Below are 21,870 nucleotides of genomic sequence, written 5' to 3' on the forward strand. Positions count from 1 at the left end.
AAGATTAACAATCCGAGGACATGATAACGTTAACCTAGGCATTCCACCAGCGGGGTCAGTTCTGTCATCGCGTCATGATGACGCGATGACAGAACTGACCCCGGGGATTAGTCGGCGAGGAAGGCGTCCATGGCTTTGGTGGGGCGGCCGTCGCCGCCCCAGGCGCTGAGGGCGTATTTGCTCCAGCTGCGGGCGCCTTGCGGTTCCCAGTAGATCATGCCCAGCCCTTTGCCTTCGGGGACGGCTTTGACCTTGCGCTGCACGGCCACCAGCATGTCGTAGGTGTTTTGCGGTTGCGTGTCTTCGCCGCCGACTTCGACCACCATGACTTCCTTGCCGTAGCGCGCCGCCATGTCGTTCAGGTTGGCGCCCAGGTCGCCGATGGATAGGGTGTAGTCCGGCTTGCCGGGCAGCCAGTAGGGGTAGTAGGACAGGCCGATCACGTCGTAGCGCGCGCCGTGCGCCCTGGCCTGGTCGAACCAGCCCCGGAAGCGCGCGCTGTTGTTGCCCTGGTCCAGGTGCAGTATCACCTTGGAGGACGGACTGACGGACTTGACGGCGTCGTAGCCCTGGTTGATCAGCTGCGCCAGCTGCGGCCAGTTGGCGGTGCTGCCTTCCGGGTAGATCATGCCGCCCGGCGTTTCGTTGCCGACCTGTACCCATTCCGGCGTGACGCCGGCTTGCTTGAGCGCGCTCATCACGCCGTGGGTGTAGCTGTACACGTCTTGCAGCAGGCGCGGGAAGTCGTGGCCTTCCCAGGCGGCGGGTTTTTTCTGCTTGGCGGGATCGGCCCAGGAGTCGCTGTAGTGGAAATTGATCATTACCCGCATGCCCCACTTCTGCGCCCGCACCGCCATGGCGACGGTTTCGTCCTTGCTATTGTGGCCGCTGGTTTTGCTGTCCGACGGGTTGACCCAGGTGCGCAGGCGCACGGTGTTGATGCCGTGGTCTTTCAGGATTTTGAAGCAGTCTTCCTCCACGCCGTTCCTGTTGCGGAAGGTGTAGCCGGTGGCTTCCATTTGCTGCAGCCAGCCGATGTCGGCTCCTTTGACGAAGGCGCCGCCCGTGGCCGGCGCCGCTGCGCAGCCCGACAAGGCGAAGGCTACGCAAGCCAGCGCGAGGATGTTTTTCAACTGCATGTGTATGGTTCTCCTGTGTTTCCACGGCGGGCTAAAGGCCATCTACAGGAAGTGGGACTAGGCGCCGAACTGGATGGTGTCCTTGCTGGGCGCCCCGATATCGGGTGCGTCCAGTTTCTCCACCAGGTCCATGCTCCAGCCGCAGGTTGTTTTGGGACAGCGGATGACGGGGTATTCGGCGGTGTTGAAATTGCGGGAGTGCGACACTTTGATTTCGCGCCGCATGGCCGCTGCGCTGGAAAATTCCACTGTCACCGGCCGGCCCCTGCCGCTGCAGACGGGGTTGTTGCAGACGAAGTAGGCGTGCTTGGGGCCGTCGTCCCGGTCCGCCATTTTCTTGGCCACGCCGCCCTGGCCGTAGAAGCGCTCATGTATCCGCGCGAACAGCGCCAGGTTGCCATCGACCACCGCCCGCACGTCGGCGCGGATGCCGGCGGTGAGCGAGTCGTCGCTGTCGAAGGTGCTGACGCGGCCGCCGCCGAAACTGTAGCGCGGCATATTCTTTTGGCCGGGCTTGCGCCCGTCCGGGAAGATGTAGACGTAGGGGCCGTGGTTTTCCAGATGCAGTTCGAATTTGTAATCCATATTGTTCTGCCACACGGTGATCTCGCGGATCTCCTGTTCGGTGACTCCGCAGCCCCCTTGCGAGGCGGGCGTGGTCAGCATTTTGTCGTTATGGAGGAAGTAGAATCGCATGCTTCATTTCCTTGGGAGGTTGGACAAGATAGTTATTAAATAATAACACTTGTGGCGGCGCCTTCCGGCCCTGGCGCCGCCACGCTCCCGGTCTCGCTTACTGCTGCTTGCGCCGGCGCGGAGTACGCATCGCCAGCAGGCCCAGTCCCATCAGCAGCGCCGTGCCGGGCAGCGGGATGGAGTTGATGGCGTAGGACTGCAGCGGCGAGTCGTCCAGCTGGGCGGGGTTGTAGAAGGTGTCGTTGCTCCAGTCGAACAGGCCGTTGCTGACCGAGGTGTCAAGCGCCAGCGTGGCGCCCAGGTCCACCAGCGTCAGGTAGAAGCCGGCGTCCTGCTCGCCCAGCACCGCCGGGTTGGTGTTGGCCATGAACAGCCACGATTCGGGCTGCGCATTGTCCAGGTTCCAGACCTTGTTGATGGTGGTGGTCTGGGCCAGGTCCACCAGCGTGCCGGTGATTTGCGTGATGCCGTAGGGCGAGCTGCTGTCGTAGTAGAACTGGCCGCTGAACTGGCCGTCGCGCCAGGTGGCGTCCAGCTGGTACCAGCCGATATGGGCGGCCAGCGCCGATTGCGAGAACAGGCTGATGGCCAGGGCAAACATCATGTAAAGCTTTTTCATTTCATCTCCGGATTAAGGTACCAGCAGTTCGTCGATATTGGCCAGGCTTTGGCCGGTGGACTCGAAGCGCAGCGTGTTGATGCTGCCGGCGGCGAGGTTGACCGTGGCCGTCATGGTGGTCCAGGTGGTCCAGCTGCCGGTGATCTTGAAGGTGACCGGCTGCGAGACGCCGTTCACTTTCAGCACGCCGGTGCGCGGGGTGGGGTTGCCGTTGGCGTAGCGGATGGTGATGGTCTTGCTGCCGCCCGCGCCGCCGTTGATGCGCCCGAATTCCGCGCTGCCGCCGCTGGTGGGGAAGGTCAGGAAGGCCGTGCCGCGGTAGCCCGCGCGGTCGGTCTTGGCTGCCGTGCCGCCGTCCACGATGGCCGTTTCGGCCTGGATGGTGCCGGTGCCGTCGAACGGAATGTGCACCGGGTCCTGCGGGAAGGAGGTGGCGCCGGCGCCCAGGTAGAAGCTCGGGTGCGGCGGCTGGTTGTAGCCGGCGTTCTGGCCCGCCACCTGGGTGCGGTACTGCGGGTTGTGCATCAGGGTGGTGATGCGGGTGGCGGTCGGGATGGTGGTGCTGTAGATCTGCAGTTCGGTGTTGGCCGCGTTGCGCCAGATGACTTCTTCACGCCAGTCGCCGAACAGGTCGGCCGTCAGCACCGGGGTGGCCTTGGTGCCGTTGTTGGAGGCGGCGCCGTTGAGGGCGGCGTCGATGATCTTGGTGCCGGTGCGGGTGACGGGGTCGAACTTGTCGATCGAGGTGCTGCCCATCGGCTCGCGCAGCAGGTCGCCGTCCCACCAGGCCGCGAAGTTAACGTAGGCGGTGGGCGCGGTGGCGTTGATCAGGGCGCCGGTGGCGGTGCGGAAGCCGCCGCGCGTGGCCCAGCATTCTTCGCCTTCGTAGTTGGGGTCGATGTCGAAGCACACGCCGCGTCCCACGTCGGCGTTGGAGCCGCTCACGCCCCAGATCAAGGCGCCGGTGGCCGCGTCGTGCATGCCGGCGCCGGTGGCGCCGTAGACGGCCGGCGTCTCGTGCACCATGTAGACCTGCTGGCCGGGACGGTTCGGGTCGAGCTTGCCGAAGTGCAGGGCGTCGCCGTGGCCCAGGCCGGTGGCGTATTTGAGCTGGCCGTAGCTGTCGATGGTGGCCGCGCCGTAGACGATGTCGTCCTTGCCGTCGCCGTCCACGTCGCCGGTGGCGAACCAGTGCGCACCCTGGCCGCGCGCCGCTGCGCCGGCGATGTCGGTGTCGAACACCCAGCGGCTGGTCAGCGCGCCGTCGCGCCAGTCCCAGGCGGCGATCACGGCGCGCGTGTAGTAGCCGCGCGAGAAGATGGCGCTGGGGCGGTTGCCGTCCAGGTTGGCCACGCCGCCCAGGAAGCGGTCGACCCGGTTGCCGTAGTTGTCGCCCCAGGCGGACACGGTGCCGCGCGCGGGCAGGTAGTTCACGGTCTTCATGGCGGCGCCGGTCAGGCCGTTGAACACGGTCAGGAACTCGGGGCCGGTGAGGATGTAGCCGGCGCTGTTGCGGTGGTCGGCGGTGGCCGAGCCGATCACCACGCCCTGGCCGTCGACGGTGCCGTCGGCGGTCTTGGCCATGACCTCGGCCTGGCCGTCGCCGTCGAAGTCATAGGCCAGGAAAGTGGTGTAGTGGGCGCCGGCGCGGATGTTCTTGCCCAGGTCGATGCGCCACAGGCGGGTGCCGTCGAGCTTGTAGGCGTCCAGGTAGGTGTTGCCGGTGTAGCCGGACAGGGAATTGTCCTGCGCGTTGGTGGGCTGCCACTTGATGATGATTTCGTAGGTACCGTCGCCGTCCAGGTCGGCGGCCGAGCCGTCGTTGATCTCGTAGGTGTAGGCCTGGCCGGTGGGCGTGACGCCGGCCGGCGGCGCCTGCACCGGCAGCGATTTGTACAGATTGGCCCAGGTGGCGCCCGCTTCGTAGCCGTTTTGCTCCACGCCGTTGACCACGGCGCGCACCGAGTAGCTGCTCGCTTCGGTGCCGGCCGCGTCGGTGTAGTTGAGCGCGTTGAGCGGCGAGGCGTTCAGCTTGCTGCCGCCCTTGTAGACGTTGAAGGTGGTGCCGGCGGCGTCGGTGGCGAGCTGGCGCCAGCTGATGAACACGCCGGCCGGGGATTTGATGGCGACCGCGCCGCGGTTCAGGTTTTCTATCTGCTTGCCGGGACTGGTGATGACGGCGCTGGCGCCGCCGGCGATGGACAGCAAGGCGAGCAGGACAGCAGAGGTGGTGGCTTTTCGTAGCATGATGCGTGTCTCCCTATAAATTTTTATGGTTACCGCAACGTGAAGGTAACGGAAGGAGTTTGCAAAATGTCTACGCGCACCGGCCGCAGGCCGTAATGCTCAAACAGTCGAGCAATGCTGTTGTATTTCTGTACAGCTTATCGGGGCCAGCGCGGCCAGTACGGCCAGCTGCTGCAGCGCAGCAGCGTCGCCGTGCTGCAGGCTGAGGGGAAGGCGGAAGGCGAAGCCGGTGCGGGCGCTGGCGTACTCGAAACCGGCGCCGCCGGCGGCGTCGAGCAGGAAGCGCCAGCTGCGGTTGCGGAAGCCGATCAGGATGTCCACGCTGCCATCGTGGAGGGTGCAGTGCAGGTGGCGCGCCGGGTCGCGCCGGGTGGAGGACATGGTCCACACGAGCATATAGCGCACCACGTCGGCCACCGCATAGTTGGCGAACACGGCGGCCATGCGCGCCGGCTTGCTGTAGGGGTTGGCCAGCCAGTGCAGGCAGGGCAGGTCGTCGTTGGTGGAGGAGAGCGGGTCGCCGCACAGCGGGCAGGCGTCGCTGTGGCTGGACGCGGCCAGGCGCGCGTGCAGCGACGCGCCGGTCCGCGACTGGCACAGCCAGCCGGCTAGTTCAGGTGTACATTTCACGATCGCCCCGTTGCGGATGTGTGCCGCATATCATCCACTGGTGCGGGGCGGGCGAGGAATGCCTTTTCTCGGTTGAGCTATGTGATTTTGAGATACCTAGGCCGGGCGCAGCAGGGACGCGTCGCCGTGCAGCGCGAACGGCACGCCGCGCGCCCAGCGGTTGGAGGACAGCGAAAACGTCAGCGCGCTCACCTGGTGGTACCAGCCGGCCGGCACGTACAGCATGTCGCCGGGCTGGACCAGCAGCTCTATCATGGTGGCCTGGCGCGCCAGCGGGAAGGCCTCGAAATCCGGCGCCTCCGGGTCGAAGGGCGAGCCGAACAGGATGGCGTTGGCCTCGCTGGGATAGAGGAATTCGTCGTGGTGGGGCGGCGCCAGGAAGATGCGCTTGCTGCCCCAGATCTGGGCGAAGATGTTGTCGTCGTAGTCGCAATGCAGCGGCGTGCGGGTGCCGGCCGGGCCTATCCAGAAGCGCGGCGGCCCCATTTTGCTGAAGTAGGCCGGCCAGTGGCACAGGCTGTTGAGCTCGCGCAGCTCCAGGTTGCCTAGGTAGGGCGGCAGCGCGTGGCTGCCGTCGGCGGCCAGCTCCAGGTACTCCAACATGGACATGTCCTGCATGGCGCGGTCGGGCGCGAAGGCGGTGCTGATGTAGTCGCCCACCCGCGCGCGCACCGGCAGGTGGCTGTAGCGTTCGCGCAAGGCGGACGGGGTGAGGGCGCACAGCGGCCATTTGCCCACCAGGCCGGTCATCAGGAAGGGCAGGCCTTGCGCGGCGCGGGCGCGGAACTGGGCCGCGCTGAGCACGCCCAGGCGCGGCACTTCGGTAATGTGCGGCAGGCTGCGCGCGGCCTGGCGGATCGCGTCGCGCATCGCCTGGATGGACGTCACGCCGCGCACTTGCGCGTCCTTCTGTTCGCGCGCCAGTTTTTTGGCGGCGGCGCCTTCCGGCGGCACGGCGCGGGACGCCTCCAGGGGCGGGAGCTGTTTTAGTTTTGACATTGCTGACTATCTGTTGTGGGCGCAGCGTGGGAGCGTGCGCAGCGGGACTGCAATTATAATGCTGGGTTGCCCAATGCCGTCCGCTCCGCATGCTAGCCATCCTCGCCATCGTCAGTCCCATCTACATCATTATTTGCCTCGGCTACGCCACCACGCGCGCCGGGGTATTCGGCAAGGCCGAGCTGCTCGCGTTTGGCAAATTCGTTCTCAAGCTGGCGCTGCCTGCGCTGGTGTTCAACGCCATCGCCCAGCGCCATATCGCCGACATCATCGTTCCCGGCTATCTGCTGGCCTACACCGCCGGCGGCCTGGCGATGCTGGGCGGCGCCTATGCGCTGGCGAGGAAGGCTTTCGGGCTGAGCCACCAGCAGGCGCTGCTGCACGCCATGGGCATGTGCAGCTCGAACAGCGCCTTCATCGGCTACCCCATCCTGCTGCTGGCGCTGCCGGGCGTGGCCACCACGGCGCTGGCGCTGAACGTGGTGGTGGAAAACGTGGTGCTGCTGCCGCTGCTGCTGGTACTGCTGGAGAGCAGCGCGCGCAAGGCCGGCGGCGAAGGCGCGGGCGGCGGCGCGGCGGCGTTCAAGGCCACGCTCAAGCAGCTGGCGCGCAATCCGCTGATTATCGCGCTGCTGGCGGGGCTGGCCGTGTCCTTGCTGGAACTGCAGCTGCCTGCGCCGCTGGGCCGCAGCGTCACCATGTTCGCCCAGGCCAGCGGCGCGCTGTCGGTGTTTGTGATCGGCGGCACGCTGGCGGGCCTGCCGCTGCGCGGCGTGAGCGTGAAGGTGGCGCCCATCGCGGCGGGCAAGCTGCTGCTGCATCCGCTGATGGTGGCGCTGGCCCTGGCGGCCTTGCCGTTGTTCGGCCTGGCGCCGCTGGAACCCGAGCTGCGCAACGCGGCAGTGCTGATGGCCGCCATGCCGATGATGAGCATCTACCCGCTGCTGGCGCTGCCCTACGGCTTTACCGAACGCGCCGCCGCCGCGCTGGTGCTGGCCACCGTGGGCTCCTTCGCCACGCTTAGCGCTCTGCTTTGGCTGATGGGCCGGATTACGTAGGTTGACAAATAAATCATCCTGAATTACGTTGCGGGACTCGACCACTCAGCCAGGCTCCGATGAAAACGCTATTCGCCTTCCTTCTGTCCCTGTGCTGCTGTGCGCAAGCCGGGCAATTCAATGTGCTGGTGTTCTCCAAGACCGGCGGCTGGCATCATGATTCGATACCGGCGGGTGTGGCGGCCATCCAGGAACTCGGCAAGCTGCATGACTTTTCCGTGTTCTGGACCGAGGACCCCAAGCGCGTCTTCAAGCAAGAGGAACTGTCCAAATACCAGGCCGTGGTCTTCCTGCTGACCAGCGGCGACATCCTGGACCCGCCGCAGAAGGCGGCGTTCGAAAACTACATCAAGGCGGGCGGCGGCTACGTCGGTGTGCACAGCGCGGCGGACACCGAACACGGCTGGCCGTGGTACACCAAACTGGTGGGCCATATGTTCCAGTACCACCCCGCCAACCAGAGCGCCGTGCTCAAGGTTGAAGACCGCAACTTCCCCGGCATGGACCGCTACGCCCCGCGCAGCCTGGTGACCGAGGAATGGTATGCCTTCAAGCCCGCCATGTCGGACCAGCTGCACTACCTGCTAACGGTGGACGAGTCCACCTACAAGCCGGTCAAGGGCATGGGAACGTTCCACCCCATCAGCTGGTATCAGCGCTACGACGGCGGCCGCTCCTTCTACACGGCCCTGGGCCATCTGCCGGCTAGCTATGGCGATCCGGTTTTCCGCCACCACCTGTACGGCGGCATCTACTGGGCGGCTACCGGCAACACATTCAAAGCGGATTAAGGGGAAGCGATTGGACAAGAAAGCAGGCAAGGCAGCGACGGGCCTCAACCGCAAGCGCAGGACGTTCATGGTCTCGGCGGGGTTGGCTGCGGCCTTTCCCGCGCTGGCGCAGGCGAAAGTGGTGGCGCAGATTCATGGCGTCCGGGAAAGCCTGAGCTTGTGGTACGACAAGCCCGCCGCGCCCTGGGTCGAAGCGCTGCCGGTCGGGAATGGCCGCCTCGGCGCCATGGTGTTTGGCCGCGTCGCCCAAGAGCGCATCCAGCTCAATGAAGACACGCTGTACGCAGGCGGCCCCTACGACCCCAATAATCCCGCCTCGCTGGAAGCCTTGCCGAAAGTGCGCGCGCTGATAGAGCAGGAGCGCTTCCAGGAAGCGTCGGACCTGGCCGGCTCCGGCATGTTCGGCATCCCGATGAAACAGATGCCTTACGGCGCCGCAGGCGATCTGCTGCTGGATTTCATCGGCCTCGAAGATAGCGCTACCTACGACCGCTCGCTGGATCTGGCCACCGCCATCGCCACCACGCGCATCGGTATCGGCAAGGCTGTTCATGTGCGTGAAGTGTTTGCCAGCGCCCCCGACCAGGTGCTGGTGATACGGCTGACGGCGAGCGGCGGCGGGCAACTGAATTTCGACCTGGGCTACCGCCACCCGTCGGATGTGAAATACGGCTTGCTGCGCTCCGCCGACGCCGTCGCCAGCCAGTACACGGAATCGCTGAACGAGGACAAGCGCCCGGCGTCGCTGTCGATTACGGCGGACGGGCCGGGCGCGCTGCTGGTGCAGGGACGCAACCAGCCGTCGGCTGGCATCGCGGCCGCGCTGCGCTATGCCGTGCGCATCCAGGCGGTAGGGGACGGCAAGATCGCCGTGGCAGGCGACCGGCTGCAAGTGCGCGGCGCGCGGGAGATGACGCTGCTGGTGGGCGCGGGCACCAGCTACGTGAGCTATGCGGACGTGAGCGGCGACCCGGTGGCGGCGGTGCGCAAGCAGACCGGCGCCGCAGCCTTGCAGCCATACGCCCGGCTCAAGGCGGCGCACATGAAGGCGCATCATGCGCTGTACGGGCGCATGTCCATCCGGCTGGGCGGACCTGCGGACAGTGTGCCGCCGCCGCGTTCAACCGACGAACGCATTGCCGCCGCCGAGAGCGGGGCCGATCCCGGCCTGGCCGCCCTTTACGTGCAGTACGCGCGCTATCTGCTGCTGTCGTCCTCGCGCGCAGGGAGCCAGCCGGCGAACCTGCAAGGCATCTGGAACGAAGGCACCAATCCGCCGTGGGGTTCCAAGTACACCGTCAACATCAACACGCAGATGAACTACTGGCCGGCGGAAGCGGCCAACCTCGGCGAGTGCGTGGAACCGGTGCTGCGCATGATAGAAGACCTGGCCGTCACCGGCGCCGCCGCTGCGCGCAAAGGCTACGGCGCGCGCGGCTGGGTGGTGCATCACAACACCGACCTGTGGCGCGCCGCCGCGCCCATCGACGGCCCCAAGTGGGGCATGTGGCCCTGCGGCGGCGCCTGGCTGTGCAAGACCTTGTGGGATCATTACGAGTACCAGCCCGACCAGGCCTACCTGCGCCGCATCTATCCGCTGCTCAAGGGTGCGGCGCTGTTCTTCATCGACACGCTGGTGGAGGACGGCAAGGGGCGCGGCCTGGTGACTTCGCCGTCCATGTCGCCGGAGAACGCGCACCGGCCGGGCGTGGCGATCTGCGCCGGTCCCGCCATGGACCGCCAGATTGTGCGCGACCTGTTTGCCTGGACGCTGGCCGCGCACAGCCAGCTCAAGGAGGCGGACGGGGAATTTGCCGCCGCCTTGGCAGCGGCGCGCGGGCGCCTGCCGGCGGACCGCATCGGCGCGCAGGGCCAGTTGCAGGAGTGGCTGGATGACTGGGACGGCAAGGCGCCCGAGCAACAGCATCGGCACGTGTCGCACCTGTACGGTGTCTACCCCAGCGAGCAGATCAATGTGCGCGACACGCCGGAGCTGGTGGCCGCCGCCAAGGCCACGCTCAATACGCGCGGCGACAAGTCCACCGGCTGGGCCACCGCGTGGCGGTTGGCGCTGTGGGCGCGCATGGGAGAGGGCGAGCGCGCGCATGCAATCCTGCTGGGTTTGCTGGGACCATCCCGCACTTATCCGAACATGTTCGACGCGCACCCGCCGTTCCAGATCGACGGCAACTTCGGCGGCACGGCGGGCATATTGGAGATGCTGGTGCAGTCCTGGGGCGGCGAAATCCGCCTGTTGCCAGCGCTGCCGAAAGCCTGGCCGGACGGCAAGCTGAACGGCGTCCGCGTGCGCGGCGGCATGGAATTGGATATCGAATGGCGCGCCGGACGGCTGACGCAGCTTGCCATCCGTGGCCAGCCTGGCGCCAAGGCCGTGTTGCGCCATGGCGGAGAATTGCGGACCGTCGCGCTGGACGCCAAGGGGCGCTACCGGCAGGTGTTCGGGTGATGCGTTGTTACGCGGCGGCGCAGCATCTGCGGCGCCACCCGGTGATCTGCCTCATCACGCTGGCAATTCTGGCGTGCGCAGCCGCGCTTTGGATGCTGGGTTCAATGCTGATCGCTGTAAAGCCCAAGGCGGTGGCATTGCCGGCCATGAACGCGGAGGCGATAACGCTGCATGCGGGGCCGGGGCAGGTCGTCGCCGCGTCCTACCTTGCAGGGCAGGGACGCGGCGCCATCCTGCTGCTGCACGGCATCCGCGCCGACAGGCGGCAGATGGTGCAGCGCGCGCGTTTTCTGCACGAGCAAGGCTACGCTATCCTGCTCATCGACCTGCCTGGCCAGGGCGCCAGCACGGCGACCGCGGTCACCTTTGGGTTGACGGAGGCCGAAGGTGTGCGTGTGGCGCTGGCCGAACTGCGGCGGCGGAATGCCGGGCAGCGCATAGGCGTGATCGGCGTATCGCTTGGCGCCGCCTCGCTGGTGCTTTGCCGGGACTGCGGCCCATTGGATGCCGTGGTGCTGGAATCGATGTACCCGACGATCGAGGAGGCGGTCGCGGACCGCTTGAAAATGCGCTTCGGCGCTGCCGGCGGCCCCTTGTCCGAACTGCTGCTCATGCAATTGCCGCTACGGCTGGGCATCAACCGGGAGCAACTGCGGCCGATAGATCATATCGGCAACTTGAAAGCATCCTTGTTGATTGCGGCGGGAAGCGCCGACCAGCAGACCACGCTGCCGGAAACGCAGCGCCTGTTCCAGGTTGCCGCCGAACCCAAGGAGTTGTGGGTGGTGGCGGGAGCCGGGCACGTTGACCTGCATGCATTTTCCCCGGCCGACTACGAGCGCCGTATCGGGGTCTTTTTGGCACGCAATCTCCGACGTGACACGCCATAACAGCTTGCTTGCGGCCGGTTGCTGTTACAAAAGGTGTATTTTGGTTGTTTTGCAAAATGTTATCCTGAATGCAGACAACCTAGTTTTGCAAACGGCAAAAAATATCACCATGCACTTGCGCCAACTTGCCATACCCGTTGCGTTCGTTCTATCGAACGGAACGCTTGCCGCCTTACCTGCACAGGCCGTCACGCCGGCATATGCGCCCACTAAATTGCGCTTGTGCCGGCCCTGCACAATGCCAAGCATTCCCATCGCCCTACCGCAGCGAGGACTTGTTCTTTCGTTTGGTAGTTTTTTCGGCAATGGCTCAACGTGGTACGTGATAGACCTACAGCGCGCCGTGGCGACCCAGGTTTCCGCCCGATTGGATCGTTCCACCAGCCAGCAAAGCATCCGAGAGCAAGTAACTCGGCCATTGGCGCCTGAGGAAGTCTCCTCGCTTACGCAACTGGTCAATGGTATCTGGGCGAGCAAGGAGCTGTTACCGTCAATTGATGTGACCGATGTAGCCTGGGGTATTTGGTTGCTGGACGTTGATGACGTGAGGTATGAATTCAGCGTAGGTAGGCCCGACGGCTTGGCGAAGGAGATTGAGCAAAGCATGAGTCGGGTGTTTATGGCAGAGAAGCACGGTCAGCCAGGCGTTAGCCCATGATTACGGTGCCATAAGCGAAGCGAGATTAGCCCCAACTGCACCGGCCAGAAGCCGACCTTACCTGCGACAGATTAAACTGTCGATTCATTCACTGCCCTGTCCCGATCGGCCCACACAACCATGTTCGTCCGCCTCGCCTTCCTTGCCGCCACTCTGACGCTCGGCTTCGCCGATACAGCCGTCGCCGATACCGCTATCCTCGACAAACTCAAAGCCGACCGGCTCGCCATCACGCTGGACAAAGGCACGCTATCGGGACCCGGCGCGGCACCGCTGCTGCAGGCTTCGCGTCAGGTGCAGTACGTGCTCCTGGGCGAGGATCACGGTGTCGCCGAGATCGCCCAGTTCTCGTCGGCCTACTTCAATGCCTTGACGCCCGCAGGCTTCACGACATTGGTAACGGAAACTGGTCCAGTCGTGACGGGCGCGCTCGAAGGGATACTTAAGGGCAAAGACCCGGTTGCTGCGATCGCCAGATTCGACGCCAGCTATCCGGACTCCATCGCTTTCTACACCATGCGCCAGGAAGCAGAGATGCTCGCCAGCTTTGCAGTGGCCGCAGGACAGCGCTTCGCGCACTGGGGCATCGATCAGGAATTCGTGGGGACGGCCAAATACCTGATCACCTTGATGCTGGCCCAGCCGATTAATCCGGCTGCCCGCGCGAAGCTGGAAGCCTTGCGTCAAATGGAAGCTCTCGCGTCTCAAAAGGCGGCAGCCACAGGCAATCCCTTGGAGTACCTGATGCTGTCGGCCTCCACCGAGGAACTGGCTTCGCTGCGCCCGCTATTGACCGGCCCCAAAGAGCAAACCGCGCGAGGCCTGCTGGATGCACTGCTGGAGAGCCGTGCCATTTATCAGAAGAGCGCCTCGAAAGTGCGCGGCGACCGCGACCTCTCCAACCGTATGCGGTTGACGCTGTTAAAGGGGACCTTGGCCACCCGGCTCGGCGTGCAAGAGCAAAAGCTGCTGATCAAGGTCGGTGCCAATCACGCCTACAAGGGTATTAATCCACTCAATAATCGTGACATCGGCAACTTTCTGGCTGAACGCGCCGAAGGCCAGGGCCGTACCTCGCTGCACCTGATTGTGCTGGCGGCGAAGGGGACGCAACTAAGATTCGCGGGAGCGGGCAAGCCACATCAGCCGGCACCGATCGAACTTGACAGCTCTGCCTTCAAACTGCTGGCCGGTGCCAGCGCCACCGACGGCAGCTGGTCGCTATTTGATCTGCGGCCACTGCGGCCAGACTCGCGTAAACTGGCAGCGGGCGACATTGAATTGTTCAATTTGATTAACGGCTACGACTTCGCCCTGATTATCCCCGAAGGCAGCGCTTCGGCGCAGCTTGTGGCGCCGTAGAGGGTGGGGGGACATTGTCATAAATAGGGAAACCGCAGCGACCGCTTTGGAGCCAGTGGCAGAGCCCGCCGACAGTGGGCGATGCTGGCCAATATGTAACAGCAAGGGAAGGGAATAAGCATGACCGTTGGAAAAAAGCCGGACGCCGCGCGTCTGGACAAAATTGTGGCCGATGCACGACGCGCGGCCGACCAGCGCGAGCTGGGCTATCGCGAGCGCTCGCTGAAAATGTATCCGTGGGTGTGTGGACGCTGCATGCGAGAATTCACGCATACCAATGTGTCGCAACTTACAGTGCACCATCGTGACCACAATCACGACAATAACCCGCCTGATGGCAGCAACTGGGAATTGCTGTGCCTTTACTGCCACGACAACGAACACTCGCGTTATCTAGAGGCCGACCGGGGACTCAGTCTGAAATCGGCCGAGGTCGCGCCGGCAACGCACAATCCATTTGCCTCATTGGCGGGGCTGATGAAAAAGAAGGAGTGAAATTAGAGTGGTGTCGATGCTGTGAATAGGAACAATCGGTCAAGAGTGGTCCTTGAGCGGTACCAACGAATAGAGAATGAAAGCGCCTCAGAGTGAAACATTCAGCCCAGAAGAAGTGGTTCGTCATTGCGGGGTTTGTCTTTGCGGTATTTGCTTGCTACAGCGTACTTGGGGTGCTTCAGGCGCTAAGTCTCTACCAAGGAGAAAGGGTAGTAGTCAACCTGCGCTGGTGGGGCTCAGTCGCGCTAGCGAGTCTTTTTGCAGCGGGAATATGCCTGTATTTTGCCCTACGTCGTAACAGGACCTGAGTGACGCGCCGTGAGATGTCACTATCCGCAGCGATCAGCAGCCATTCAAGGTTGGGGCCGAACCGGAAACTAATATTTAGGAGTTTTCAATGCCTGGAAAATTTCTTACGCGAGATGCTATTGTTGATCTTGTCAAAAGCGAAGAGCGAACCAACAGCATACAGAGGCGTGAGGGGCTTACTTTGCATCCAGTTCGAGCAACCAAGTGTGGATGCTCGACACCTGGGTGTGGAGGCTGGCATAGCATCCTCACTGACCGCACAATTCCTACGCCAGAAGAATGTGACGTCATTCTTAAAATGGAGAAGGCGAGCAGGAAGTCGGGGTAATACGAGATACATGGCGCCGATGCGCCAGCCAAAGCGGACTGGTCTGAAAACCTACATAAAGGCAAAAATCACTGCCAGTTTGTAGCAGCGATGCGGATGCAGTCTTAGTTGGGCACTGCTTTGCGGCCCACGCAAAAGTGTGTGTGAATTTATGCCTATTATCAGCAGCTGGCGCGGAGACTATAGTGAATGCATGTGTTTAAACAGGAGGACATATGCAAGTCACACCCTTGGAAATTGGTTTTGGCGCCGTCATTGAAGGCATGGATCTCCGCCAGGTTGACGGCAGTACAGCCGCGTTGTTGCGTGCCTCATTGCTCGAGTATGGCCTGCTGGTGATACGCGGGCAGTCATTGACGCCACAGGAGCAGGTGGCGGCGACCAATGTGTTTGGCCAGCCCGAAGTGTTTCTCGTTGTGCGTGGCCAATTATCGTCATGGCCGGAGATTTTCCGCGTGGCGAGCCAGCCTGCCGACGGTCATGTGGAAGTGGGGCGCTATTGGCATTCGGACGGCTCCTTCCGGGAGGCTCCCACGCCCATCAGCTTCTGGTACTCGGTGATGCAGTCGGAGTTGGGCGGCGACACGCTGTTTACCGATCTGCAGCAAGCCTATGCCGAGCTGCAGCCCGATATCAGAGAAGAGTTCGATACGCTGAGGACGGCCCATCGCAACGGCGTGGTGCATCCGCTGGTGTTGCGCCATCCGAAGAGCGGAGCGCGAGCGCTGTACTTGAATATGGGCCTGACTGCAGGTGTCCTGGGCTACAGCCCGGAGCAGTCCAGGGCTGTGATGGAGGCCGTTGACAGGCATTACTCGCGGCCAGGTGCAAGCTATCGCCACCACTGGCTGCCCGGCGATGTTGTGGTGGCCGACAACCTGCATGTTGCGCACAAAGCGACGCCGCTGCCGGCGTCGGCTCGCCGGATTTTAAACCGCACGACTGTGCGTGCCGATGGTGTGCTCTGGCACGAGGAGCAGCAGGCGGCGTGATGGTGTGGCGCAAAAAGGATCTTCCCGGATTCGCGGAAAATCGACTTTGGACCGCAAGCTTGCGTCCGTCGTCCTTTGTCCGCACCGTTTCATGGTTTGGCCATGCTGGAACCTGTCTCGTTTTTTCGGATTTTACTAAAACGTGCTAACCGCTACTACCTCGTGATATTCGTCGATATTTCGCAAGTTTTCTCGCTAAACAGGAACTAAACCGCGCTAAACCTCTCTAACTAACGCAGGCTAAAAAATCGGATGCCGCCAAATGTTCGGCATCACAATTTTAGTAAGCGATAGCGCGCTGTAGTAAGCCTTAGCGGGAGTTAACAGCGTTTAGTAAAACGGTTTTTTCGGGAGGCGCCTATGCCTGCAATGCCGGTCTACATCCCTGTCGAAACGCTCGAGGCGCTGGCTAAGTTCACCGGCAACTGGTGGTCGGATACGTTTGCCATGGAGCCATTCATTCTCGAGGCGATAGACAACTACATCAAGGCGCCGCCAGCCCAACAACAACAGCCAGCGGCGCCATCCGAGGCGGGATACCAATGGAAGCAGGTCTTTCTTCCAGAAGGAACCAGGCTGCGTGCCTGCTTCGCCGGACAGCCCTACTACGCCACCGTAGAGGGGGCGCAGATCAAGTACGGCGAGCACGCCGTGTCGCCATCATGCTTTGCAAACCTGCACGGCAGCGGCAATCGCAATGCGTGGAAAGCCGTCTGGCTGCACTTGCCTGGCAGTGAGGAATGGCTGCTCGCAGATGTCTACCGGTCCGCCCGGAGTGCGGCCATCGTGCGTTTGCTTGGCAACGCGGTGCAGGCCGACTGTCCGCCGCAAGAGCAAGGGAAGCTGCCGCAGACGCGCCAAGCAAGCAACCGTTCGGCCGACGGCTTGCCTCCGCCGCCGTAAGCGCCGTGCGGCGAAACGCCATCCCGGAAGTCCGTAAAGAGCCAAAAAAAAGCCGCCCCCAGCTTGCACCTGGGGCGGCTTTCTCGGAGCTACGCTGCTTAGATTGCTTCCAGCGCGCTGTTGAAGGTGGCGCTAGGACGCATTACAGCCGAGGTCTTGGCTGGGTCTGGGTAGTAGTAGCCGCCGATTTCCACGGCTTTGCCTTGCACTTCGGCCAGCTCGGCCACGATCTTCGCTTCGTTCTCGCCCAGGGCTTTCGCCAGCGGCGTGAAGTGGGCTTTCAGTTCCGCATCGTCGTTCTGCGCGGCCAGGGCTTGTGCCCAGTACAGCGACAGGTAGAAGTGGCTGCCACGGTTGTCCAGCTCGCCAGTGCGGCTCGATGGCGACTTGTTGTTGTCCAGCAGCTTGCCGGTGGCTTCGTCCAGGGTCTTGGCCAGCAGCTTGGCTTTCGCGTTGCCGGTCTTGATGCCCATGTCTTCCAGCGATACCGCCAGCGCCAGGAACTCGCCCAGCGAATCCCAGCGCAGGTGATTTTCTTCCACCAGCTGCTTCACGTGCTTGGGCGCCGAACCGCCCGCGCCGGTTTCGTACATGCCGCCGCCGGCCATCAGTGGCACGATGGACAGCATCTTGGCCGAGGTGCCCAGTTCCAGGATAGGGAACAGGTCGGTCAGGTAGTCGCGCAGGATGTTGCCGGTCACCGAGATAGTGTCCAGGCCGCGGAAGGCGCGTTCCAGGGTGAAACGCATGGCGCGGGTCTGCGACATGATCTGGATGTCCAGGCCCTTGGTGTCGTGGTCTTTCAGGTAGGTCTGTACCTTCTTGATCACTTCGTTTTCGTGCGGACGGTAGGTGTCCAGCCAGAACACGGCAGGCATGCCGGAGTTGCGCGCGCGGGTGACGGCCAGCTTGACCCAGTCGCGGATCGGCGCGTCTTTCACCTGGCACATGCGCCAGATGTCGCCTTCTTCCACGGTCTGGGTCAGCAGCACTTCGCCGGTGGCCAGGTCGGTGATGTTGGCGATGCCGCCTTCCGGTACTTCGAAGGTCTTGTCGTGCGAGCCGTATTCTTCGGCTTGCTGCGCCATCAGGCCCACGTTAGGCACGGTGCCCATGGTCTTCGGATCGAAGTTGCCATGCCATTTGCAGAAGCCGATCATTTCCTGGTAGATGCGGGCGAAGGTCGATTCCGGCATCACGGCCTTGACGTCCTTCGGACGGCCGTCGGCGCCCCACATTTTGCCGCCGATGCGGATCATGGCCGGCATCGATGCGTCAACGATGATGTCGTTCGGCGAGTGGAAGTTGGTGATGCCCTTGGCCGAGTCGACCATGGCCAGTTCCGGACGGTTGGCGTGGCAGGCGTGCAGGTCTTTCAGGATTTCTTCCTTCTGCGACGCTGGCAGCTTTTCGATTTTCTCGTACAGGTTGCCCATGCCGTTGTTCACGTTCACGCCGATCTCGTCGAACAGCTTGGCGTGCTTGGCGAACGCTTCCTTGTAGAAGATGCGCACGCAGTGGCCGAACACGATGGGGTGGGACACCTTCATCATGGTCGCTTTCACGTGCAGCGAGAACATTACGCCGGTCTTGCGCGCGTCTTCCAGTTCGCGCTCGTAGAACTCGAGCAGCGCTTTTTTGCTCATGAACATGCTGTCGATGATTTCGCCGGCTTGCAGCGAGACCTTCGGTTTCAGCACGATGGTTTTGCCGGAGGCGGTGATCAGCTCCATCTTCACGTCGCGCGGCTTGTCCAGGGTCATGGACTTTTCACCGTGGTAGAAGTCGCCATGGTGCATGTGCGACACGTGGGTGCGCGATGCCTGGCTCCATTCGCCCATCGAGTGCGGGTTCTTGCGTGCGAATTCTTTCACGGCCTTCGGCGCGCGGCGGTCCGAGTTGCCTTCGCGCAGAACCGGGTTGACCGAGCTGCCGATGCACTTGCCGTAGCGGGCTTTCAGTGCTTTTTCTTCTTCGGTCTTCGCGTCTTCCGGGTAGTCCGGCAGCTTGTAGCCGCGTGCTTGCAGTTCGCGCACTGCCGCCACCAGCTGCGCTACCGAGGCGCTGATGTTAGGCAGTTTGATGATGTTGGTGTCCGGCAGCTGGGTCAGGGCGCCCAGTTCGGCCAGGGTGTTCGGGACTTTTTGCTCGTCGGTCAGGTATTCCGGGAACTCTGCCAGCACGCGCGCTGCGACCGAAATGTCGCTGGCGACGACGTCGACGCCGGCCGGTGCGGTGAACTTCTTGATGATGGGCAGCAGGGAATAGGTTGCCAGCAGCGGCGCTTCGTCGGTCAGCGTGTAGATGATTTTAGATTTTTGTGTTGCCATGTCATTCCCTCGTTTGCGGTCGGTGGTCTTACTTTCGTGGGTGTGCTTGGTATTGGCGCTGTGGCCTTTTTCACCCAAATGCGTATTTTAGACTGTTGCACCTAAGTTTGCCCAAAAAACCCCCAGAAACAGCACGGATAAGCCCTTCGCAGGGCATTTCTCCAAATTTCTCATAGCTGGCGCGAGAAAATACATAGCTGACGCCCCGCGAAGGCGGGTAATCTCGCAGGATAGTCAACCCTTAAATTTATGTTATGGCAATTTCTGCGAACAAAGTGGTCAAAATTGGCCTGGTCGGCCTGGGTAAAATTGCTGTGGACCAACACATCCCCGCGCTGCGCGGCAATCCCGGCTTTGAACTGGTAGCGGGCTGCTCGCCCCATGCGCGTCCGGACGGCATCCTGGCCTACCCGGACATGGAGGCCATGCTGGCCGCCCATCCCGAGATCGAAGCGCTGGCCATCTGCACGCCGCCGCAGGTGCGGCACCGCATCGCCAAGGACGCGCTGGCCACCGGCCGCCATGTGTTCCTGGAAAAGCCGCCCGGCGCCACCTTGGGCGAGGCCGAGGTGCTGCGCGCCTTCGCGGCGGAGAAGGGCGTGACGCTGCTGGCCAGCTGGCACTCGCGCTTTGCCCCGGCCGTGAGCCTCACGCGCGCGTGGATCGCGCAGCGCAAGCTCAAGAGCATGCATATCGTGTGGAAGGAAAACGTGCGCCAGTGGCATCCGGGCCAGGCCTGGATCTTCGCGCCGGGCGGCATGGGCGTGTTCGATCCGGGCATCAACGCCTTGTCCATCTTGACCGCCGTGGTGGGCGACGCGGTGATCGTGAAGAAGGCCGACCTGCACATCCCGGTCAACTGCGATGCGCCCATCGCCGTGGAGATGGAGATGGCCACCGCGCAGGGCGTGCCGGTGCGCGCCGATTTCGACTTCCTGCAGGAGAACCTGCAAACCTGGAGCATTTTTGCCGAGGCCGAAGACGGCGGCAAGCTGTCGCTGGGCATGGGCGGCACCATACTGGAAATCGACGGCCAGCCGGTGATGAAAGAGGCCGAGCGCGAATATCCGGGCCTGTATGCGCACTTCCACGAGCTGATCGCCAGCGGCGCTTCGGACGCGGACTTTGCGCCCCTGCGCATCGTGGCGGATGCCTTCATGCTGGGCAAGCGCATCGCCGCGCCGGAGTACATCGAGTGAAACAATCACGGCGATGATTGAATTGGTCAAGCCAATTTTGTAATTGGTCTTGCCGCAGCCTCTTGCTGGGACTACCATATTTACGGCATTAATCCGTAAGTCATGTAGTAGTCAAAAACCAAAGAGGGGACACGCAGCATGGACGAAAAAGGCCTGGGACCAATCGATCGACGTACTGTTTTGAAAGCGGCCGGCACTGCCGGCTTGCTGCTGGCTGGCGGCGCGGGAGGGGCGGGCGGCGCATTTGCCGCCGAGCCGCGCAAGCGCTATGCCGTGGTGGGCGTGGGTTCGCGCTCGCGCATGTACACCGGCGCCATCACCGGCAAATTCCGCGACCGTAATGAAGTGGTGGCCGTGTGCGACCGCAACGCCGGCCGCGCCGCGCTGGCGGTCAGGAAGATCGCCGCCACCGGCGCCAGCGCGCCCAAGGCCTACGGCCCGGACGACTTCGAGCGCATGGTGCGCGAGACCAAGCCGCAGTTCGTGATCGTCACCACCACCGACGCCAGCCATGATGATTTCATCGTGCGCGCGCTCGATGCCGGCTGCGACGTCATCACCGAAAAGCCGATGACCACCACGGCGGAAAAAGCCCAGCGCATCCTGGACGCCGTGAAGCGCAGCGGCCGCCATATCCGCGTCACCTTCAATTACCGCTATTCGCCGCCGCGCACGCAGGTGAAGGACATCCTGATGAGCGGCGAGATCGGCGACGTGCTGTCGGTCGACTTTACGTGGCTGCTCAACACCAAGCACGGCGCCGACTACTTCCGCCGCTGGCACAGCAACAAGGCCAATTCCGGCGGCCTGATGGTGCACAAGGCCACCCACCATTTCGACCTGGTGAACTGGTGGCTGGGCGCGCAGCCCGAGGTGGTGCACGCTTTCGGCTCGCGCCAGTTCTACACGCCGGTCATGGCCAAGCGCCTGGGCCTGGAGGGGGCGCACGAGCGCTGCCTGACCTGCACCGAGAAGGCCAAGTGCACCTTCTACTTCGACATTGCTGCGGACCAGGGCTTGAAGGAGCTCTATCTGGACAACGAGAAGCACGACGGCTATTTCCGCGACCAGTGCGTGTGGCGTCCCGAGATCAATATCGAGGACACCATGAACGTCATGGTCCGGTATGACAACGGCGTGCAGCTCAAGTACGCGCTGTCGGCCTACGATGCGTGGGAGGGCTATCACATCGCATTCAACGGCACCAAGGGTCGCCTGGAGCACCGCATTGTTGAATCGGCCGGGGTGGCCGGCGCCAACGAAACGCAGAGCAAGAGCGACAACGTGCAGATCCGCGTGATACCGATGCGCGGCGCGCCACGCGATATCGAGCCCTGGACCGGCGTTGGCGGCCATGGCGGCGGCGACGACGTCATGCTCACCGAGATCTTCGGCGATGCGCCGGCGGACAAGTACAAGCGCGTGTCCGACGAGCGGGCGGGGACGTATTCCTGCCTGGTGGGCATTGCCGCCAACCGGTGTTTCGTCAACGGCGCTTCGGTGCGCATTGCAGACATGGTCAACGGCCTGACGCCGCCGGACCGTGCGCCTATGCCGGACCGCAATGGTCCGGTGCCTATGCCTATGCGGACCGGCAAGGCCTGAGGCGGCTCCTGGCGGGTTAGCGGCGCCAGCCGCGTAACCCGCCATCCTTGTGGACAAATAGCAACGTCGTAGCCACCCTTGCCTGAAGAGTACGGTTTTCCTTGTTAAAGTGGTCTAACCAATTTAGTATCTGGCTATACCAAAAAAAATATT

The 21,870-nt window shown here is 63.1% G+C and carries 18 protein-coding genes; 11 read left to right on the forward strand and 7 right to left on the reverse strand.

Annotated features, from left to right (window positions below):
- Positions 1-107: 107 nt before the first annotated feature.
- The 6 genes from AC07S4_RS00345 to AC07S4_RS00370 all read right to left on the reverse strand — a co-directional run bounded on the left by AC07S4_RS00345 (position 108) and on the right by AC07S4_RS00370 (position 6,330).
- The gene (locus AC07S4_RS00345; RefSeq protein WP_494984702.1) at positions 108-1,139 is read right to left on the reverse strand and encodes a glycoside hydrolase family 53 protein; all 1,032 of its coding nucleotides are present in this window, start codon (positions 1,137-1,139) and stop codon (positions 108-110) included.
- Positions 1,140-1,196: 57 nt separating this feature from the next.
- Positions 1,197-1,835, reverse strand: a complete 639-nt coding sequence (locus AC07S4_RS00350; protein ID WP_494984703.1) for a hypothetical protein — start codon at positions 1,833-1,835, stop codon at positions 1,197-1,199.
- Positions 1,836-1,932: 97 nt separating this feature from the next.
- A complete protein-coding gene (locus AC07S4_RS00355) occupies positions 1,933-2,454 on the reverse strand; it encodes a hypothetical protein (protein WP_494984704.1) in 522 nt (173 codons plus the stop codon).
- A gap of 12 nt (positions 2,455-2,466) precedes the next feature.
- On the reverse strand, positions 2,467-4,701 hold the full coding sequence (locus tag AC07S4_RS00360) for a rhamnogalacturonan lyase family protein (protein ID WP_494984705.1): 2,235 nt from the start codon (positions 4,699-4,701) through the stop codon (positions 2,467-2,469).
- Between the two features lie 99 nt (positions 4,702-4,800).
- A complete protein-coding gene (locus AC07S4_RS00365; RefSeq protein WP_494984706.1) occupies positions 4,801-5,331 on the reverse strand; it encodes a hypothetical protein in 531 nt (176 codons plus the stop codon).
- 96 nt (positions 5,332-5,427) lie between these two features.
- Entirely contained in the window at positions 5,428-6,330 is a 903-nt protein-coding gene (locus AC07S4_RS00370; protein WP_494984707.1) for a cupin-like domain-containing protein, read from the reverse strand.
- Positions 6,331-6,419: 89 nt separating this feature from the next.
- Here AC07S4_RS00370 and AC07S4_RS00375 point away from each other — a divergent pair, with 89 nt between their 5' ends.
- From AC07S4_RS00375 to AC07S4_RS00415, 9 genes are all read left to right on the forward strand, one after another.
- Entirely contained in the window at positions 6,420-7,388 is a 969-nt protein-coding gene (locus tag AC07S4_RS00375; protein ID WP_494984708.1) for an AEC family transporter, read from the forward strand.
- 59 nt (positions 7,389-7,447) lie between these two features.
- The gene (locus tag AC07S4_RS00380) at positions 7,448-8,179 is read left to right on the forward strand and encodes a ThuA domain-containing protein (protein WP_494984709.1); all 732 of its coding nucleotides are present in this window, start codon (positions 7,448-7,450) and stop codon (positions 8,177-8,179) included.
- Between the two features lie 10 nt (positions 8,180-8,189).
- On the forward strand, positions 8,190-10,646 hold the full coding sequence (locus tag AC07S4_RS00385) for a glycoside hydrolase family 95 protein (RefSeq protein WP_494984710.1): 2,457 nt from the start codon (positions 8,190-8,192) through the stop codon (positions 10,644-10,646).
- Between the two features lie 41 nt (positions 10,647-10,687).
- Positions 10,688-11,536 carry an alpha/beta hydrolase gene (locus AC07S4_RS00390; protein ID WP_494984711.1) on the forward strand — a complete coding sequence of 283 codons (849 nt, stop codon included), beginning with the start codon at positions 10,688-10,690 and terminating at the stop codon, positions 11,534-11,536.
- Entirely contained in the window at positions 11,523-12,194 is a 672-nt protein-coding gene (locus AC07S4_RS00395; RefSeq protein ID WP_494984712.1) for a hypothetical protein, read from the forward strand. Before AC07S4_RS00390 ends, AC07S4_RS00395 begins: the two co-directional genes overlap by 14 nt.
- Before the next feature lie 120 nt (positions 12,195-12,314).
- Complete coding sequence (locus tag AC07S4_RS00400) at positions 12,315-13,556, forward strand: hypothetical protein (RefSeq protein ID WP_494984713.1); 1,242 nt, start codon at positions 12,315-12,317, stop codon at positions 13,554-13,556.
- Between the two features lie 120 nt (positions 13,557-13,676).
- Positions 13,677-14,051: a YajD family HNH nuclease gene (locus AC07S4_RS00405; RefSeq protein ID WP_332852239.1), complete on the forward strand. Its 375-nt coding sequence runs from the start codon at positions 13,677-13,679 to the stop codon at positions 14,049-14,051.
- Positions 14,052-14,903: 852 nt separating this feature from the next.
- A complete protein-coding gene (locus tag AC07S4_RS00410; protein ID WP_494984714.1) occupies positions 14,904-15,680 on the forward strand; it encodes a TauD/TfdA dioxygenase family protein in 777 nt (258 codons plus the stop codon).
- A gap of 360 nt (positions 15,681-16,040) precedes the next feature.
- On the forward strand, positions 16,041-16,583 hold the full coding sequence (locus AC07S4_RS00415; protein WP_494984715.1) for a hypothetical protein: 543 nt from the start codon (positions 16,041-16,043) through the stop codon (positions 16,581-16,583).
- Between the two features lie 98 nt (positions 16,584-16,681).
- On the opposite strand, the gene AC07S4_RS00420 is transcribed toward AC07S4_RS00415, so the two are convergent.
- Complete coding sequence (locus AC07S4_RS00420) at positions 16,682-18,913, reverse strand: NADP-dependent isocitrate dehydrogenase (RefSeq protein WP_494984716.1); 2,232 nt, start codon at positions 18,911-18,913, stop codon at positions 16,682-16,684.
- A gap of 254 nt (positions 18,914-19,167) precedes the next feature.
- Here AC07S4_RS00420 and AC07S4_RS00425 point away from each other — a divergent pair, with 254 nt between their 5' ends.
- Positions 19,168-20,112 (forward strand): Gfo/Idh/MocA family protein, encoded by a 945-nt coding sequence (locus tag AC07S4_RS00425; protein ID WP_494984717.1) that lies wholly within the window; start codon positions 19,168-19,170, stop codon positions 20,110-20,112.
- A gap of 138 nt (positions 20,113-20,250) precedes the next feature.
- Positions 20,251-21,717 carry a Gfo/Idh/MocA family protein gene (locus AC07S4_RS00430; protein ID WP_494984718.1) on the forward strand — a complete coding sequence of 489 codons (1,467 nt, stop codon included), beginning with the start codon at positions 20,251-20,253 and terminating at the stop codon, positions 21,715-21,717.
- The last annotated feature ends 153 nt before the right edge of the window (positions 21,718-21,870 follow it).

Source organism: Pseudoduganella sp. GW821-FHT05F09, assembly GCF_059419605.1.

Excerpts from the sequence above, each read along its gene's own strand:
- AC07S4_RS00400 (WP_494984713.1), top strand. The coding sequence starts at position 12,315 with ATGTTCGTCCGCCTCGCCTTCCTTGCCGCCACTCTGACGCTCGGCTTC.
- AC07S4_RS00345 (WP_494984702.1), bottom strand. The coding sequence starts at position 1,139 with ATGCAGTTGAAAAACATCCTCGCGCTGGCTTGCGTAGCCTTCGCCTTG.
- AC07S4_RS00355 (WP_494984704.1), bottom strand. The coding sequence starts at position 2,454 with ATGAAAAAGCTTTACATGATGTTTGCCCTGGCCATCAGCCTGTTCTCG.
- AC07S4_RS00360 (WP_494984705.1), bottom strand. The coding sequence starts at position 4,701 with ATGCTACGAAAAGCCACCACCTCTGCTGTCCTGCTCGCCTTGCTGTCC.
- AC07S4_RS00430 (WP_494984718.1), top strand. The coding sequence starts at position 20,251 with ATGGACGAAAAAGGCCTGGGACCAATCGATCGACGTACTGTTTTGAAA.
- AC07S4_RS00415 (WP_494984715.1), top strand. The coding sequence starts at position 16,041 with ATGCCTGCAATGCCGGTCTACATCCCTGTCGAAACGCTCGAGGCGCTG.
- AC07S4_RS00380 (WP_494984709.1), top strand. The coding sequence starts at position 7,448 with ATGAAAACGCTATTCGCCTTCCTTCTGTCCCTGTGCTGCTGTGCGCAA.
- AC07S4_RS00425 (WP_494984717.1), top strand. The coding sequence starts at position 19,168 with ATGGCAATTTCTGCGAACAAAGTGGTCAAAATTGGCCTGGTCGGCCTG.
- AC07S4_RS00420 (WP_494984716.1), bottom strand. The coding sequence starts at position 18,913 with ATGGCAACACAAAAATCTAAAATCATCTACACGCTGACCGACGAAGCG.
- AC07S4_RS00370 (WP_494984707.1), bottom strand. The coding sequence starts at position 6,330 with ATGTCAAAACTAAAACAGCTCCCGCCCCTGGAGGCGTCCCGCGCCGTG.
- AC07S4_RS00410 (WP_494984714.1), top strand. The coding sequence starts at position 14,904 with ATGCAAGTCACACCCTTGGAAATTGGTTTTGGCGCCGTCATTGAAGGC.
- AC07S4_RS00375 (WP_494984708.1), top strand. The coding sequence starts at position 6,420 with ATGCTAGCCATCCTCGCCATCGTCAGTCCCATCTACATCATTATTTGC.
- AC07S4_RS00405 (WP_332852239.1), top strand. The coding sequence starts at position 13,677 with ATGACCGTTGGAAAAAAGCCGGACGCCGCGCGTCTGGACAAAATTGTG.
- AC07S4_RS00350 (WP_494984703.1), bottom strand. The coding sequence starts at position 1,835 with ATGCGATTCTACTTCCTCCATAACGACAAAATGCTGACCACGCCCGCC.